The sequence below is a fragment of the Clostridioides sp. LIBA-7602 genome (genome assembly GCF_056688945.1).
The window spans coordinates 621487-638614 of the sequence record NZ_CP196991.1; the positions used below are offsets into that span (position 1 = coordinate 621487).

The 17128-nt window shown below is 29.2% G+C and carries 9 protein-coding genes and 1 pseudogene; 7 read left to right on the top strand and 3 right to left on the bottom strand.

Features of this window, described 5'->3' with window-relative positions:
* Nucleotides 1-408: 408 nt before the first annotated feature.
* From ACTG45_RS03220 to ACTG45_RS03250, 7 genes and pseudogenes are all read left to right on the top strand, one after another.
* A complete protein-coding gene (locus tag ACTG45_RS03220) occupies nt 409-1869 on the top strand; it encodes an NADP-dependent glyceraldehyde-3-phosphate dehydrogenase (RefSeq protein ID WP_021383207.1) in 1461 nt (486 codons plus the stop codon).
* Between the two features lie 303 nt (nt 1870-2172).
* Complete coding sequence (locus tag ACTG45_RS03225; protein WP_479919803.1) at nt 2173-2448, top strand: hypothetical protein; 276 nt, start codon at nt 2173-2175, stop codon at nt 2446-2448.
* A 19-nt stretch (nt 2449-2467) separates the two neighbouring features.
* Nucleotides 2468-2755, top strand: a complete 288-nt coding sequence (locus tag ACTG45_RS03230; protein ID WP_021383218.1) for a hypothetical protein — start codon at nt 2468-2470, stop codon at nt 2753-2755.
* Between the two features lie 267 nt (nt 2756-3022).
* Nucleotides 3023-5518, top strand: a complete 2496-nt coding sequence (locus ACTG45_RS03235; protein WP_479919804.1) for an ATP-binding protein — start codon at nt 3023-3025, stop codon at nt 5516-5518.
* Between the two features lie 14 nt (nt 5519-5532).
* Nucleotides 5533-7632, top strand: coding sequence for a hypothetical protein (locus ACTG45_RS03240; protein WP_479919805.1), 2100 nt, complete (start codon nt 5533-5535; stop codon nt 7630-7632).
* Nucleotides 7633-8251: 619 nt separating this feature from the next.
* Nucleotides 8252-9361, top strand: a complete 1110-nt coding sequence (tnpB, locus tag ACTG45_RS03245; RefSeq protein WP_479919806.1) for an IS200/IS605 family element RNA-guided endonuclease TnpB — start codon at nt 8252-8254, stop codon at nt 9359-9361.
* A 126-nt stretch (nt 9362-9487) separates the two neighbouring features.
* Nucleotides 9488-12601, top strand: a pseudogene (locus ACTG45_RS03250) (hypothetical protein); the annotation flags it as partial.
* Nucleotides 12602-12759: 158 nt separating this feature from the next.
* Here the strand turns inward: ACTG45_RS03250 and ACTG45_RS03255 are convergent.
* The 3 genes from ACTG45_RS03255 to ACTG45_RS03265 all read right to left on the bottom strand — a co-directional run bounded on the left by ACTG45_RS03255 (nt 12760) and on the right by ACTG45_RS03265 (nt 16988).
* A complete protein-coding gene (locus ACTG45_RS03255) occupies nt 12760-14859 on the bottom strand; it encodes a heavy metal translocating P-type ATPase (RefSeq protein ID WP_479919807.1) in 2100 nt (699 codons plus the stop codon).
* A 535-nt stretch (nt 14860-15394) separates the two neighbouring features.
* Nucleotides 15395-15793: a DUF6110 family protein gene (locus tag ACTG45_RS03260; protein ID WP_479918117.1), complete on the bottom strand. Its 399-nt coding sequence runs from the start codon at nt 15791-15793 to the stop codon at nt 15395-15397.
* Nucleotides 15794-16385: 592 nt separating this feature from the next.
* Nucleotides 16386-16988, bottom strand: coding sequence for a nitroreductase family protein (locus tag ACTG45_RS03265; protein ID WP_479919808.1), 603 nt, complete (start codon nt 16986-16988; stop codon nt 16386-16388).
* Between the last annotated feature and the right edge of the window lie 140 nt (nt 16989-17128).

The following is a 17128-nucleotide window of genomic DNA, read 5'->3' on the forward strand; positions in this document are numbered from 1 at the left end:
CATAGATACAGATTAGGGTCAATGATTAACAGAATAGTGTTCTTTTAATTATATAATCTGTTCTATTATTGTTGACATTATGATATGTGTAATCATATCTTGTAAGAAAAGTAAGGGTGAAATAATGAGAGAATTATTTAAAATAAAAATGCATTAAAATAAAAATACATTAAAATAAAATACATTAAAATAAGTACTTAAATTACAAAGACATATTAAAGATATATTAAAAAATAGATATTTAAATTAAAAATCTATTTAAAATATAAAGCTATTTAAAGTACAAAAAACATGGATTATGAAAAAATTTTTCAAGGTAAACGTTTATGAAAAAAAGAAATGTTTATATAAAGAATAAATGGCTATAATTTAAATACACAAAGTTATATCATAGAGAGGAATAAAAATATGTTTAATGAACTTAGAACAAAAGAAAATGTATATAAAAATTTAATAAATGGAAAATGGATAGAATCTAATTCAAGAAAACCAATAGAAATTTACTCACCAATAGATAATTCTCTTGTTGGTAAAGTACAATCTATGACAAAACATGAAGTAGATGAAGTTATTAAAAATACAAAAGAGAGTATAAAAGTATGGGCTGAAATGCCTGTATATAAGAGGGCGAATATATTCCATAAAGCTGCTGATTTATTGTTAGAAAATATGGAAGAAATAGCTAATATATTGGTACTTGAAATAGCCAAAGATATAAAATCTGCAAGAGCAGAAGTCGAAAGAACAGCAGATTTTTTAAGATACACAGCTGATGTAGGAAAAAATATGGAAGGTGAAGCTATTAGTGGTGATAATTTCCCTGGTGGAACAAGAAATAAGATGTCTTATGTTTCAAGAGTTCCATTAGGTACTGTTTTAGCAATATCTCCTTTTAATTATCCTGTGAATCTGTCAATGTCAAAGATTGCACCAGCACTTATTGGTGGAAATGCTGTTGTATTAAAACCTGCCACACAAGGAGCTATTAGTGCACTTCATGTAGTAGAAATTATGAGAAAAGCTGGAATACCAGATGGGGTACTTAATACTATTACAGGTAGGGGTAGTGAGATAGGCGATTATGTGGTAACCCATAAAGGCATTAATTTTATTAACTTTACTGGTAGTACTGAAGTTGGTCAACATATATCTAAAATATCTGGAATGGTACCATTATTATTGGAGCTTGGTGGAAAAGATGCAGCTATAGTATTAGAAGATGCGGATTTAGATTTTGCAGCTAAGAATATAGTGTCTGGAGCTTATTCATATTCAGGTCAAAGATGTACAGCAGTAAAGAGAATCTTAGTACAAGAGAGTGTAGCTGATAAACTAGTGGAAAAAATAAAGCCATTAGTAGAGAAGTTAACAATTGGAAATCCAATGGATGAAGTAGTTATTACACCTCTTATAGATAATAAAGCAACTGATTTTGTTCAAGGTTTAGTTGATGATGCACTACATAAAGGGGCAAAATTAATAACAGGTAATGTTAGAAAAAATAATTTATTCTATCCAACATTATTAGACAATGTAAATGTTGATATGAAGATTGCTTGGGAAGAGCCTTTTGGTCCAGTACTTCCAATTATAAGAGTTGAAGATATGAATCAAGCAATTGAAATTGCTAATCAGTCAGAGTATGGGCTTCAGTCGTCAGTATTTACAAGTGATATTGATAAGGCGTTTTATATTGCTGATAAACTTGAGGTTGGAACTGTTCAAATAAATAATAAGACTGAAAGAGGACCAGACCATTTCCCATTCTTGGGTGTAAAGGCATCTGGTATGGGAACTCAAGGTGTTAAGTATTCAATTGAGGCTATGACTAGACCTAAGGCAGTAGTGGTAAATGTTAAAGAGCTATAAAAAATAATTTCTTTTACCTAAATTTGATATTGATTGGGAAAAGAATGGATTATTATATTTTACCTTATAAAGTAAGTTGATAGATGCTTACTCTATAAGGTATTTTTTATGTTTTATCTTAATAGAATGACTAATTTTCTGTATGATATTATCTTAAATTATAGAAGATTGTTTTAAAATATTGTTCTAATGGACTATTTATCCAGTTATGCATTTTTATTGACCAGTTACACAAAATATGTTGAATATTAAGAAAATTGGTACTATTATATAAATAAATATATATATAAAGGAGGTTTTTATATGAGTCTTTTTGTTGGTGGATGGTCAAAATTTAGGGCTGTCGAAGAAGAAGATTTAAAAGTATTTAATGAAGCTGTAGGAATGTTAAAAGGTGTTGATTATGAAGCACTTATTGTTGCTACTCAAGTTGTAGCAGGAACAAATTTCAAATTTATTTGCAATGCTACTTCAGTTACAAATCCTCCACATGATTATTTAGCAGAGATAGTTGTTTTCAAGCCACTTCCTTGTGATGAACATGATGCAACAATTACAAGTATTAATATAATTAAATAATATTAATAGGAGCTGGAATATGAGATTAAATATAACAAAACAAAATACTATAGAGGTTGAAAACAGTAAAAAAGAAGATGTCTATTTTGTAATAGTTGATAATGTTTTCTTTGAACGTCAAGGTGATGTATTTAACAGTATCACAAATAATAATTTAAATAATTATGATGTAGAAATACTACCAACTAATAATATTTTTTTAGAATTAAAAATAACATCTACTAAAAATTTAGAACCTGTTTTTATTGTAGTTGAAGATAGACAGTACAATCATGGTAGTGTAATGTTTAAGCCAGTAGTGGTGTAATGTCCAAATTTTTTATAGAAATATAGCTATAATAAAAAGAAAAAAGGCTATAAATGTAATAACCATGGAAAGATAGTATTTAGAAAATATAATAAAATAAATGTATTAAGTAAAATAACTGTGTTGGTAAAAATTATACTCTGCAACACAGTTATTTTACTAAACAGAAGGAAGGCACTTATCAAATAAAAAAGTAAAAAGTAGAAAATAACCTTAAATAGTATAAATTTTATTTAAATAAAAATCTATAATCAAGGGGGAAAATAAATGCCAGAAAATAACAAGCAACTATTAGAAGAAATCACAGTCTTATTAAATGAAGGAAAAGTAGCAATAGATAAGGCTCAAAATCAAAATTTAATTCTAATTCTTGGTGGTACAGGTTGTGGAAAAAGTACTGCAATTAACTATCTTGCAGGATGTAAAATGATAGAAGTAGAAGATGAAGATACTGGTATATCCTACATTGAATGTTTAGACCCTGTAGCAGAGATTGGTTCAGGAGCTGTTTCACAAACTTTGTATCCAAACATTGTAGATATGAGAAAATCAGTCGAAGGAATGGATGCAAAATTATGTGATACGGCAGGATTTAGTGATAATAGAGGGGTAGCCCATGATATTAGTGCAGCAGTTTCGTTAGGAGAAGTATTTAAAAATTCTGCATCTATATGTGCAGTAGTTGTATTAATACCAGAAGCAGACATATTAGATTCTAGACTTACAAAAGTGCTGGATTTATTCCAACAGTTAAATATGTGTCTTCATAGAGATAATTTTAAGGGAAGTATAACCTTTTTCGTTTCAAAAAGCTTCTTAGGAAGAACAGAAAAACAATTATATAATATTATCAAGAAAAAATATGAACAGTTATGTGAAAATTTAGAAAGTAACATAGATGAAAAAGCATGGTTATTTGAGGAATTGCTAAAAGATAATGGAAAAAATATTCACCTTTGTAAGCCACTTGCGTCTGATGATAGGGAAAGTTTATTAAAACAAGTGCTAGAACTAGATGAAGTTAAAGATAAGACATCGGCATTCCAATATCCAATTAGTGCAGATGCAAGATTAGTTTTAGACACGTTAATAAAAGATATTCAAAGTAGTATCGTATCCAGTTTAGAAGAGTATGTTAAGTCATATACACAAGACTTTATCAAGGTTATTGAAAGAATAACAATGATTCAAGAAATATCAAAATACGATAAAGTCGTAGGAGTATTTAAAAACTGGTTAGAAAGTACAGCAAGTCTTACTATAGACAAATTTATTAATGTACTGTCTAAAGAAAGTGGATTATTCTTGCAAGATACTTGTATGAAATTACAAAATAAGATAAAGGGAAATTTAGATATAATTGATGCTTTAAGTAAATATACAGAAAATGGAACTGGCGAAATTTTATTACCTTCTGTACATATGGAATTTATTATAGAAAAAGTAAGTAAAAAGATAATGGAACAAAACTTTACTATAATAAGAAAGAACCTAGAAGAAGTTTTAGTTTCTTATGAAGTACAAAAACAGATATTTACATTAAAAAATAGAGAAAAATTAATGGAAGTTGCAAATAAAAAGGATTATATATATAGTATAAATGATTTTAAAGAAATTTTGATGAATGTTACAACTATACAGAGTGAAAAATTAGGAGATAGTATAACAAGATTAAATACATATGGAGAAGAAGGAAACGAAATAGTTAGGGAATTTGTAAGTAAATACATTTTAAATCCATTTATAGTAAAAACAATCAATATTAATGATAAGAAGAGTGTTGAAATAAGAGCATTAATTCCAAACTTAGTAATTAGTAGTGTATTGGAATATTTCAAAAATAGAAAAGTAGATGACAATACTTCTACATTTATGTTCTTTGCTAAAGAAACTATTTATATGGATGATAACCTTGGAATGGGATTTGCATCAGAAAAAAATATTATTCTTGCTTGTAATAATCTTGATGTAAGTAGTAATGTAAAGATTAATGTAAGTGGAAAAGATGGAGAAATTTTAGATAATTCTATTTATGGACAAAATGGTAAAGATGGTAGAGATGCAGGTAACATTTACCTATGTGTTAAGAAAGAAATTAGAAATTATCGCTTAACACTAATTGCAAATGGAGGAAATGGCTCTAAAGGAACAGATGGGAAATATGGTGAAACTGGAGCAAATGGAGCAAATGGAGCTGATGCAGGATATACAAGTTATTTCGCTGGACAAATATTTAAAGGATACTTTGCAGAAGGAACAAAAGGTAAAAAAGGTGACAAAGGTGGAGCTGGTGGAAATGCTGGAAGAGGTGGAAATGCTGGTAAGAAAGGTAATATTTACTTCATTGCAGACTCAGAAGAACAAAAAAATAGAATAATTAATCATTGTGATATAACAGTGAGAGATGGAGAAGTAGGTCCAAATGGTAGACCAGGTCTAGGTGGATATGGAGGAAAAGGTGGTCATCATGGATATAATACACTTTCATTCTCTGCAAGTGGTATAGATAAGACTTTATACTATACAGGATATTTTACAAGCTGGGATTATAAGACAGAGAAAGTATTTTATTATCGTGTAGAACTTTATGGTGGAAATTGGAGCGAAGGAAAAACAGGTCCATCAAGAGAATACGCTGAATATGGAGACAGAGGAGAAAATGGAGGATTTAATACTCCAAATACTAAGTCATCAACAGCTGTTTCAAAAGTAGAAGAGAATTTTATTAAAGAAAAATATCAAAGCTATTGTTCTGAAATATAGAAAGGGATGTATATATGGCAGATAAACTTTATAATGGAATCGTAAACCTTTTGGAAGATGGAAGGGACGAACTTAGAAACTACAATTTAAAAGAAAAGTCAATTTTATTATTTTTAGGTGCTTCAGGTGTTGGAAAGAGTACTTGTATCAATTACTTAAAAGGTTGTGAAATGGAAGAAATAACAGATGAAGAAACTGGACAAGTATATATCACTGCAAAAGAGTCAGCTGTTGAAATTGGAAATGGTGTATACTCTAAGACATTATGCCCAGAAGTTGTAGATGTTACAAATAGAGACTTTTCATTATGTGATTGTCCGGGATTTTTTGATAACCGTGGACCAGAGTATATGATTGCAGGTGCAATGCTGGTAAGAGAAACTATCACTACGTCTTCAAAGGTGAAAGGAATGGTAGTTATTTTAGACTATCAATCTCTAATGGATTCTAGACATACATTATTAATAGAAACCGGTAAAAACTTGAAAGATATGCTTGGTGATTATGAAAAGTATAAAGAAAATTTTTTCTTCCTTATCAATAAAATACCTAAGTTACTCATCAATACAGTAACAGAAGAGAAAATAAGGGCTATATTAAAAAAAGTAAAAGAAGACCTAGATAGTCAAGAGAAAGATTATGAAGGTTACAAGGAACTAGTATACCTATTAAATGTAGTATTATCAGATACTGTATCTATTAAACTATGTAATCCTCTGGATAAAAATCCAAAAGGTTTATTAGATGAAATGAAAAATCTCCCTGGAACTTTTGAAAAAACAGATATGGGCTTGATGCTTACAGCTTCTTGTAAAATAGAAATACAAAAAGCTGTTGATATAACATATAAGGAAATAGAAAAGCTTTTAGTTCCTTATATACAAAGTGTCAAAAAAGGTATAGAAGAGTCTATTTCCATCTTACCTTCTATAAAAAATCTAAAAGATAAAGAAGTTCAGTTGAAACAAATTTATGAAAATTTATGTAGTAAAACAAGCAGTATCAAGGAGCTTATGGAATTTGTACAAGAACTTTCATATGGTGATGGATTACAAAAAGTGAATGTATTAGAAGAAATACGCCTTCTTTTAGAGCTAAATAGTTACTGTAGTGAAACTCATATTGTTGGTCTAAGTGAGTTATTAAAATCATTACTGAAGAATACATTAGAAGATACGTTAAGGGGTCTTAGAAACTGGATAGTAGAAGAAGAAAATAAGAAAGAAGAGGCTAAAAGGCTCGAAGATGCAGAATATAGAAGAGAGAAAATTAGAAGTTGTACATATATAAAATCATATGAGAAAGAAAAGATACTTTCTATATATATACCTATACCTAAAGTGAGCTTATCGGATTTAACTGAAATAATATCTGGTTATCAACTTAATATTTTATCTTCTATACATATGTATGGAGAGTGTGAGTTGAAAATTGATTGTAATATGGAGAAAGAAGTTTTTTCAGGTAAAAATATTGTATTGATGGTAGAAAAATTATGTATACCAAAAGGTTCTTATTCAATTAACGTATCTGGTAAAGATGCAGAAAAATTGATTGGAGAAGACACTATTTATAATGTAATGAATGGAAGAAATGGTAATAATGCAGGAACTTCAGGAGATATTTTATTATCTTTTAAAGAGATAGAAAAACAAGGAGAGCTTAAACTCTATACTGATGGTGGATTAGGTGGAAATGGACAGGATGGAAAAATTGGAGAGACAGGAATAACTGGAGAAATTGGAGCAAATGCAAAGATAGGTTCTAAAAAAGAGTCGAAAGAATTTGCTAAGGAAAACAAGACAAAATATTTTGTGGTAAAAGCAGAAAAAGGAAAACCAGGTGGAACTGGAGGTACAGGAGGTAATGGTGGAAATGCAGGTCTTGGAAGCAAATCTGGACAGATTTATCTCCTTGGAAAAGCATCTGTACTAAAAGATGCTATAAGTACAAAAGATGGACATCATGGTATGGCAGGAAAAGGCGGTTCTGGAGGAAAAGGAGGCTCTGGGGGTCTTGGAGGAATTAGAGGAATATATGAAGAGACAATAAGATATATAGGTATCTCTACTCCAATAGATGACAGTGATAGAAACTACTACTATTTTGATTAAAAAATAGCTACGCACACTCGTGACTTTAGTCATGAGTTAGTAGCTAAAATAGTCAGCATATAGGGAAACTTATATGTAGAGATAGGATATAACCTATCCAATACTACTTGAATTGCTGGAAACCCCTAAAGCTAACCAAACTAAAACATAAGGATGAAATAAACCTAAGTGTGAAAGTTACGAAAGTAGAAAAAATTGGTTAGATGGTATAAGGTTAAACCCTAAGTACTTTAAAATGGGCAATCAGCAGGTAAACTCCGAATAGGAGAAACTTCAACGACTATTCCTCTTGAGGGAAGTACACTACAAGCTATCGGTAGTGGAAGTGGGTAGACCTTAACGGATAATGCCGAAGGATAAGATATAGTCTGTGCTTACATGAAAGTGTAAGAAGTTCATAAGAGAACTGCATAGGTAGTAGCGAACTTATGTGAACGACAACCTCAAAAATGATAAAAGTTAAGACTTATGGTTCTTACATATGTTATTTAAAAATAGATATAAAACCTTCGAAATAATTGTTTTAAATAATTACGTTTGTTAATATTATAATGGGTGATGAAAAATAGAAGTTACTCGGATATGTATATTAATAATCATAAAAAACAATTAAAGTGAGGTGATAGTAGTGGAAAAAGCTTATAAGTTTAGAATGTATCCAAATAAAAAACAGCAAGAGTTAATTAACAAAACTTTTGGATGTTGTAGATTTGTATATAATAAGTATCTTGCTAAAAAAATAGAAGTTTATGAAAACAATAAAGAAACTTTTACTTATAAACAGTGCAGTTCTGATTTGACCAATTTAAAAAGAGAATTAGAGTGGCTTAAAGAACCTGACAAATTTTCACTACAAAACACCTTAAAAGATTTAGAAAACGCATATAAAAAATTCTTTAAAGAAAATTCAGGATTTCCTAAATTTAAATCAAAGAAAACTAATAGATTTTCATATAGAACTAACTTTACAAATGGAAACATTATCTACTTTAGTCAATATATAAAATTACCTAAACTTGGTATGGTTAAAGTAAGGGATAAACAAGTACCTCAAGGGAGAATACTTAATGCTACTATATCCAAAGAGCCAAGTGGTAAATATTATGTATCACTATGTTGTACTGATATAGATATTAAAGCTTTTGAAAATACTAATAATCAGATAGGTTTAGATTTAGGAATTAAAGAATTTTGTATCTCAAGTTGTGGAGACTTTATAGAAAATCCTAAGTATCTTAAGAAGTCATTAAACAAACTTGCTAAATTACAAAGAGAATTATCGAGAAAAACAATTGGTAGTTTAAATAGAAATAAAGCAAGATTAAAAGTTGCAAGACTTCAAGAACATATAGCTAATCAAAGGAAGGATTTTCTACAAAAACTATCTACCAAATTAATACGAGAGAATGATATTATTTGCATAGAGGATTTACAAGTAAAGAATATGACTAGAAATCGTAAATTATCTCTTTCTATTTCTGATGTGTCATGGTCAGAATTTATTCGTCAATTAGAATACAAGGCTAATTGGTATGGTAGACAAATTGTAAAGGTAGGTAAATTCTTTGCAAGTTCACAAATATGCAATAAATGTGGGTACAAAAACGAGGAAGTTAAGAATTTAAGTATAAGAGAATGGGTTTGTCCTTGTTGTAATGCAACTCATGATAGAGATATAAATGCAAGTATAAATATACTAAAAGAAGGATTAAGACTAATAACCGTTTAAAATAGATAACGTATGTAAGAACCGTAGGAACTACGGGGATAGCCTGTGGAGAATTTGTAAGACATATTTTAGTATGCGAAATTCTATGAAACAGGAACCCTGTGACTTTAGTCATGGGAGGTTCAGAGATATGTACTGAGTCATGCTTCAATAGAAAATGAAGTAGCAGATGATGGAGTGAAATTAAATGCTCTTTATGAAAAGCATAAGGATTGGACGATTAACAAACGTGAAGATTCAGGTTCAGATGGAGCAGAAGGAAAAGAAGGACATTTTGGAAATGCACTAAAAGAAAAGGAATTATTAAAGCAAGAGTATTCTTTATCAATGGATACATTCTTCTATGAATTCTTTGATAGATTCGGTTTTACTGGAAGTAAGGGATATAGAAATCTTAAACTATTGTGTACAGTAGGAATCTTAGAAGCTGATATTTTAGAACTTTCAAATATTTATGAGATTTTTCATGCTGTTGAGAAAGTAGAGATGCAGTTAAATAAAGAAATACTTCAAAAGTACTTTAAATTTGAGAGTAAAAAGAAAGAGCCAATTTCTATAGATGATATGAATATAAAGAAAGAATTTTATCAAGAGGCAAAAGAAATTTATGAATATCTTATAAATAAATTGATGCAGTCTGATAAAATAGAATCTTTTATAGCAGAAAAACAGAATTTTAGCGAATGGAGTATGATTTTATTTGCACTTGAGCAAAAGACTGCGTTTTATGTGCAAATGATAGAAGAAAATGAAATTGGAGGAAATCGTGTTACAGATATTCGTGCTTTAACAAATTATCTAGATAAGATTTTAAAAGAATTGGAACAAGGACAGAAAGATAAATTAAAAGAAGGATATTTCAACACATATAAAGAAGGTATACTGACTCAAATTGAATCTGGGAATAAACAAATAGAAGTTTTAAGAAATGAACTTGAGAATAAAATGCTTTCTGTTTCTGCAAAAATGAATCTATTAATTCAAGAGATTCTAAAGATGAAAGAAGATGAAAAAGAAGATATAGAGAAACTAAAAGAAAAACAGAAAAAACTTGAGGAACAAATGAAAACACAGTTAATTCTTTCAGGAATACAAAGCGCGTTGAGCTTACTAACAGCATTTAGTGGTATTGGTCAAGCTTGTCTAGGAGCATTTGATAGTGCAAAATCTTTGAATGAAAATCTTTCAGCTAAAGAAGAGGAATACAACTGGACTAACAGGATGGTTGAGTTTTCAGATTTTAAATTAGATTCTGATGGTATTGGTGTTGTTCTTGGAGAACAGTTAAATGACGATAGAAAGATTGTTTTAGACAAAATGACGTATAACTTAGCAGGTATTGATGAAGGAAAAAGAGAGAAGTTTAATCAGATTAAAGATATTATAGTTAAGTCTGTAGATGACGCCAACTATGCAGAAAGAGATAGTGATATCACAGCAGCAAAAAATGGATTAAGTGAAGGCGAGTATGAGGAAATCTACACAAAAATCCAGAAAAAAGAAATAGGTATGTTAGAAGCAAACTATAGTAATAAACAACAAAAAGACAAGCTGGCTGCACTAGAAAAGAGTAAGCAAGCTGTTGAAAGACAACAAAAGACAGCTACTATTAAAAATGTCTTAAGTATTGGTAGTTCTGCTTGTTCTCTTGTCAATACAGCAATTAGTGGTGTTAATAATTGTCTTAATGTAAAGTCTAGTTTTGAAAGTAAAATAGAGGTTGTAAAAGATGCAATTAAGGATAAAGAAAATAATATTAAAAAATTGGATGAGTTAAATACTCAGATGGTAGAGTTTAAAGATAAAACTTTTAAAGAATCTATAGTACCATTTGTAGAAAAATTTGATAGTACAGTTAAAAATCAAGATATATTTGAAAATGAGATAAGTAAATTAAAAATGAAGGATGTTTTAACGGAGTTAATTACAAAATTTTCAAAGTTAAAAATGGAAAACTCAGAGGAGATTTCTGGAATATTCAAGAAAGTGCAGGATATGATGGAAACTCAGATTACCATTACTGATAAGATTGATAAGAAAAAAGATAATCTTGCAATGGGAGAATTGATTTATCAAATGTCGGATAGTGGTAATAAGATGAATGAGTATCAGAAAAAACTTATTCATCAAATTGAATTAAATCAGGTTAGATATTTGTGTCAAGTGGAGGCAGCAGCTTTTCAATTGTGGACATTCCCATTTGGAAGTAATATAGTAAATATCTTAAATAGATGCCATGTAGGGATTACAGAAGACGAAAATGAGGTTGTAAATCAAGCTAAAGAGCAGAATAGACAGATTAAAGATTTTCTAGACCAAGATACTTATCAATGGCAAAAAACAGATAATCATATTCTAAAAGTAGCATTGGCAGGAAGTTTAGGTGGAAAAACTAAAGTAGGATATGAAAATACATATTCTTTATATGCTTGTAGTGAAGAAGAAGTGAAAAAGCTTTTGACTGGAGAGGAAATTAACTTTGAGATTCCAGTAAATCAACACTTTGATGCTATGAAATATGTAACTATTTATGCTAATATCCCTAATCTTAGACGAAATATTTTAGATGATAGCTCAAAAGTAAATGTACATATGCGTTTATACGATAGCGGATATTTTTCACTATATGATGATAGAAATGATGTCTATTATCAATATGTATTTCCACAAAACTATATTGATATTACACATGGTCTTGATGTTAAATACAATGATTCAGATTCAATAAACTCAATATGGTCTTCAGTAGAAGATAAAGGAATAGAAAAATTCAAGAATTCTGGTCTAAACTCTGGTAGAAGCCCATATTCTATGGCAAAGGTTTCTTTGAAGACACGTTTTAATAAGAAACTTTCTTATGACTTATTGACGAAGGAACAGAAGAAGAAACTAGAATCATATTTTGATAAATCTAGTAAATACGCATGGGACGAGAGTATGGATATATTGAAGAGTCTAGGATATGTTGATTTGAAAGGTGTTTTGGCAAAGAATTGGTCTGAAATCAAAAAAGATATAGATAATGATGGAGAGATTATGAAGCATTTTTCAATATTACAGGTTGATTTATTGGAGAGAATTATTTATGAACAGACTAGCATATTGAAAGAAAATATACCTAACTTGACAATTGAATTTGTAGGATGTGGTATTTATGTAGAGTCTGAATTTAATTATCTAAAACAAAATGATTTAAAATGCTATGAACAAAGATTAGTTGAAAATATAATTGAAGGATAAGTTTTAAAGAAATTTATAAAAGGGGAAGTATATAAAGGAGTTGAACTTGAAATTTGATTGTAAAAAATCAATTTTGAGACAACTCCTTCTTTTTAAATATGAACTATAAATCTTTTATATGTACATGTGTTTTATAAGGATGTTTTATATAATTAGGATTAATTGTAGCTATAAGTATTAGAGTCTTCTAATAAATTTGTCATACTGTTTAAACTTATTCCAACAGTAGAGGCGTTGTGTAAAAAGGCAGATGTACTTGGTCTAATAAATCCACCTACACCAAGTAAAATCAGACCTAAATTAAAGCTAATAATAAACTTAGAACTTAAATCGATTCTCTTCATAAGCTTATTACTAATATGTTTTAAAACGATTAAGTTATTCAAATTATCTGCTGATATAGTAATATCTGAAATCTCTCTTGCTATTTCAGCACCTTCACTCATTGCAATTCCGACATCTGATTCTGAAATAGCAGGGGAATCGTTGATTCCATCTCCAATCATAATTACTTTGCGACCATTTAGTTTTTCATTTTTAACAAAGTTGGCTTTATCTTCTGGCAAGACTTCTGAATAATATTCATCAACACCAATTTTACTTGCTATAGATTTAGCTGTTTTTTCACTATCTCCAGTCATCATCACAATCTTTTTGATTCCGTATTCTCTTAAATTTGAAATTACATATTTTGCTTCTTCTCTCAAAGGGTCATTGATGCAAATAACTGCTGATAATTTACCCGATATTGCCATAAATAAGTGTGAATATTCATCTGATAGATTATTGTATTTATCCTCTTCGCCATCTGGAATAGTACATTTTTCATCTTCAAATACAAAATGTTTGCTACCTATTATAACTTTTTTATTATCAACTTTTGTTGAAATACCATGTGCAATAATGTATTCTACCTCTGTATGCATTTCTTTGTGACTAAGCCCTTGCTTTTCAGCTTCATAGACTACTGCATTTGCTATAGAGTGTGGGAAGTGTTCTTCTAAGCAAGCTGCAAGTCTTAACATATCCTTCTTATTATAATCTTGGAATGTAATTATATCTGAAACAGTTGGTTGAGCTTTTGTTAGTGTACCCGTCTTATCAAATACAATAGTATCTGCATAGGCAACACCTTCAAGGAATTTTCCACCTTTTACAGTAATATTGTGATTGTTACATTCTCTCATGGCTGATAGCACAGAAATAGGGATGGAAAGTTTTAATGCACATGAGAAATCGACCATCAATATAGAGAGTGCTTTTATTGGGTTTCTAGTAATTGCATAGGTTAATATGCTTCCTAAAAAACTGTATGGAACTAATGTATCTGCCAGATGTTCAAATTTACTCTCTACAGAAGATTTTAACTTCTCAGAATCCTCAATCATGGTTACTATTTTTTGAAATCTAGTAGTACCAGCTTTTTCTTTGACACACATAACAATATTTCCTTGTTCTATTACAGTTCCAGCATATATGTAGGAACCTTCTCTTTTATTGATTGCAAGAGATTCACCTGTAAGTGACGCTTGATTAACCATTGCTTCTCCTGACACTATAACTCCGTCTAATGGAATCATGTTTCCCATATTTACACTGACTAAGTCATCTTCCTTTATTTCTGAAATTGGAACTAGTATTTCAGTATCATCTTTTTTTAACCATACTTTTTCAATGTTTAATGACATACTTTGAGCCAAATCGTCTATAGATTTTTTTCTAGTCCATTCTTCTAGTAATTCACCTATACCAAGAAGAAACATGACTGACCCAGCTGTATTGACATCTTTTCTAAAAATAGAAATACCTATAGCAGTGGCATCTAAAACAGAAATTTCTATTTTTTTATTTAGTAGAGAAGAGATACCTTTTTTAAAATATTTTATAGAGTGAAATCCTATTAAGAAAAATCTTAAGGACTTTGGAAAAAATATTTTAGATACACTTTTAACTAGTAGTTTGTTTACTAATTTATCTCTATAGTAATTATTTAATTCTCTGCTAGTATGTTCAGGGACTAGGCTTTCTATTTCGCTATTATTAAAACTAAACTTGGTGATTTCTCTTATTATGTATTCTCTTTCTCCAGTGTAATAAACAACTGCGTCACCAGTTCTATCGTAAACCTTTGCTTTAGTAACACCATTTATAGAAGTTAAATAATATAAGAGAGTATCTGATTGCTTATTATTTAATTTACCAAGTTGTAAATCAAAACGTATACGACCTCTTATTTCGTGCTTTATATAAAAATTCAATTTACTTCCTCCTGATATTATTAATCATAATACTTGGCACTATTAACTATGATGCTTGATATTATTAATTGTAATACTTGGTATAATTAATTATAATATTTGATATTATTGATTATAATACTTGGAACTATTAACTATGATACCTAATATTTTTATTAATCATAATACTTGGTATAATCAACTATGATATCTAATATTTTTATTAATCATAATACTTGGTATAATCAACTATGATATCTAATATTTTTATTAATCATAATACTTGGTGTAATCAACTATAGTACTTTATATTATTGATTATAATATTTGGTATAATTAACTACAGTACTTTATATTATTAGTTATAATACTTGGTATAATCAACTATAGTACCTTATATTATTAATCATAATATTTGATATAATTAACTACAGTACTTTATATTATTAATTATAATACTTGGTATAATCAACTATAGTACTTTATATTATTAATTATAATACTTGGTATAATCAACTATAGTACCTTATATTATTAATTATAATAATCGTTAAATTTATTCTGCTGTGCAAGTACTATTTTTATCTTCAGTTTCATTTTCCTTGATTTCTTCACATTTAACGCTATTAGAATTAGTATCTTCTTCTACAGTTTTTACGGCATCAGTCTTAGGAGCTTCTTGCTCGCATTTAGAAACCTCTTGTACAGAGTTTGCCTTAGATGTCGATAATTCTTCCTGTTCGTTGATTTCTTTTGCTTCAGCTAAAATATCTTCTACATTTTCTTGAATTTTAGTAGTTGTTTCAAGTACAGAATCTTTAACCTTTAATGCTCCTGCTGTTGCACGAGTACAAGTTTTTTTTGCACAGTCACTTGAAAGTATCTTAACGCCTAAAGTACCAAAAAGTACTCCTCCTAAAAATATCCCTGTTTTTTTCATTTTTAAAATATTCATTTTACCTTATCCTTTCGTTTAATTAGATTTTATTTTATTTGTGTGTAGAGTAATAAATGCTAGAAGTAGAGTATGTTTTACAAAAACTATTTATAGAGTGTAGAAGCTTTACTTGAGCTATGTCAGTAAATTTATAATTTTACAAAAGTAGTTTGGAAAGTTGCAGTAACTCTTAGCTAACTGGTACAATTTTTCTATATTTATTTTATATTTTAGAAAATTCTTGATATTAATTTCAAAAATTTAAAACTTAATAATAATTATTATTAATAGATTTGCAAAATCATATGACATTTATTACCATTTATGAAATTAAGTATAGCACGAGCGAGTGGTATTTTCAACAGCAAATGATAATTTATATCAATTATTTTAGTTGATTTATGAAAGAGTAGAGTAGGTGTATTTAATATTATGAGATTAAGAAGTTTTCTAGAGTGGAATTTTATGCTTAATAAGGATTATCTAAAAATGGAGGTAGAATTCTCTTTTATTGGCGAAATGATAAAAATATATTTGATTTCATACAAAAGGGAGCGTCTCATGAACTAAAAGGTTCCTTTTGAGACACTCCCTTATTATATTTATTTTATTATATCCATTTTATTGATGGATGAGGAACGGTTCTGCCTTCCTTAGTTACAGATGTTGTAGGGAAGCCAATCGCACAGGCATCAAATCCATATTCTCCTGTTGGTAATCCTAAAATATCGCAAAAATCTTTATTATTACTCAATCTTCCTATTACACTAACAAGTTCAAAACCTAATCCTAAAGCAGTTGATTTAAGCCACATATTCTGCATAACATGAGATAATGACTTTTGTTCTATGGCTGGTATTCCACGACGTTCTGCTACAATAATAAGATAAGGTGATGTCCCTATACCGAGAACACCTTTTTTAACTTGCATCTTTAAGGAAGCAATGAAGGATTGCAGAGTAATGTTGTTCTCAGCCTCCTTCTCAAGGCTTGATATTTGAGTTTTGATAACATCAACAAGAATAGTTTTTATTTTATCCATTTGTAAACTGTTATTTGAAATAACAAAGAAATGTCTGAAATCTGTCTGTTTTGCTACTGCAAGTATTGCATAAGGTGCAAGTCTTCCAGTTTCAATTATTTCTTCAACCAGTTCTTTTGAGGGTGCTTCTTTTGTAAAACTTCTTACAGATCTTCGCGTTCTTAACAGCATATCTAAAACTTCATTAACATTGTTTTTATCTAAATTGTTCATTTTTATCCTCCATTAATCAATTCATCTACCCAAATTATTAAATTTATATTTATTGCGCAATTTCATCTATATTTAATTTTTTATCTTCATTAATATTA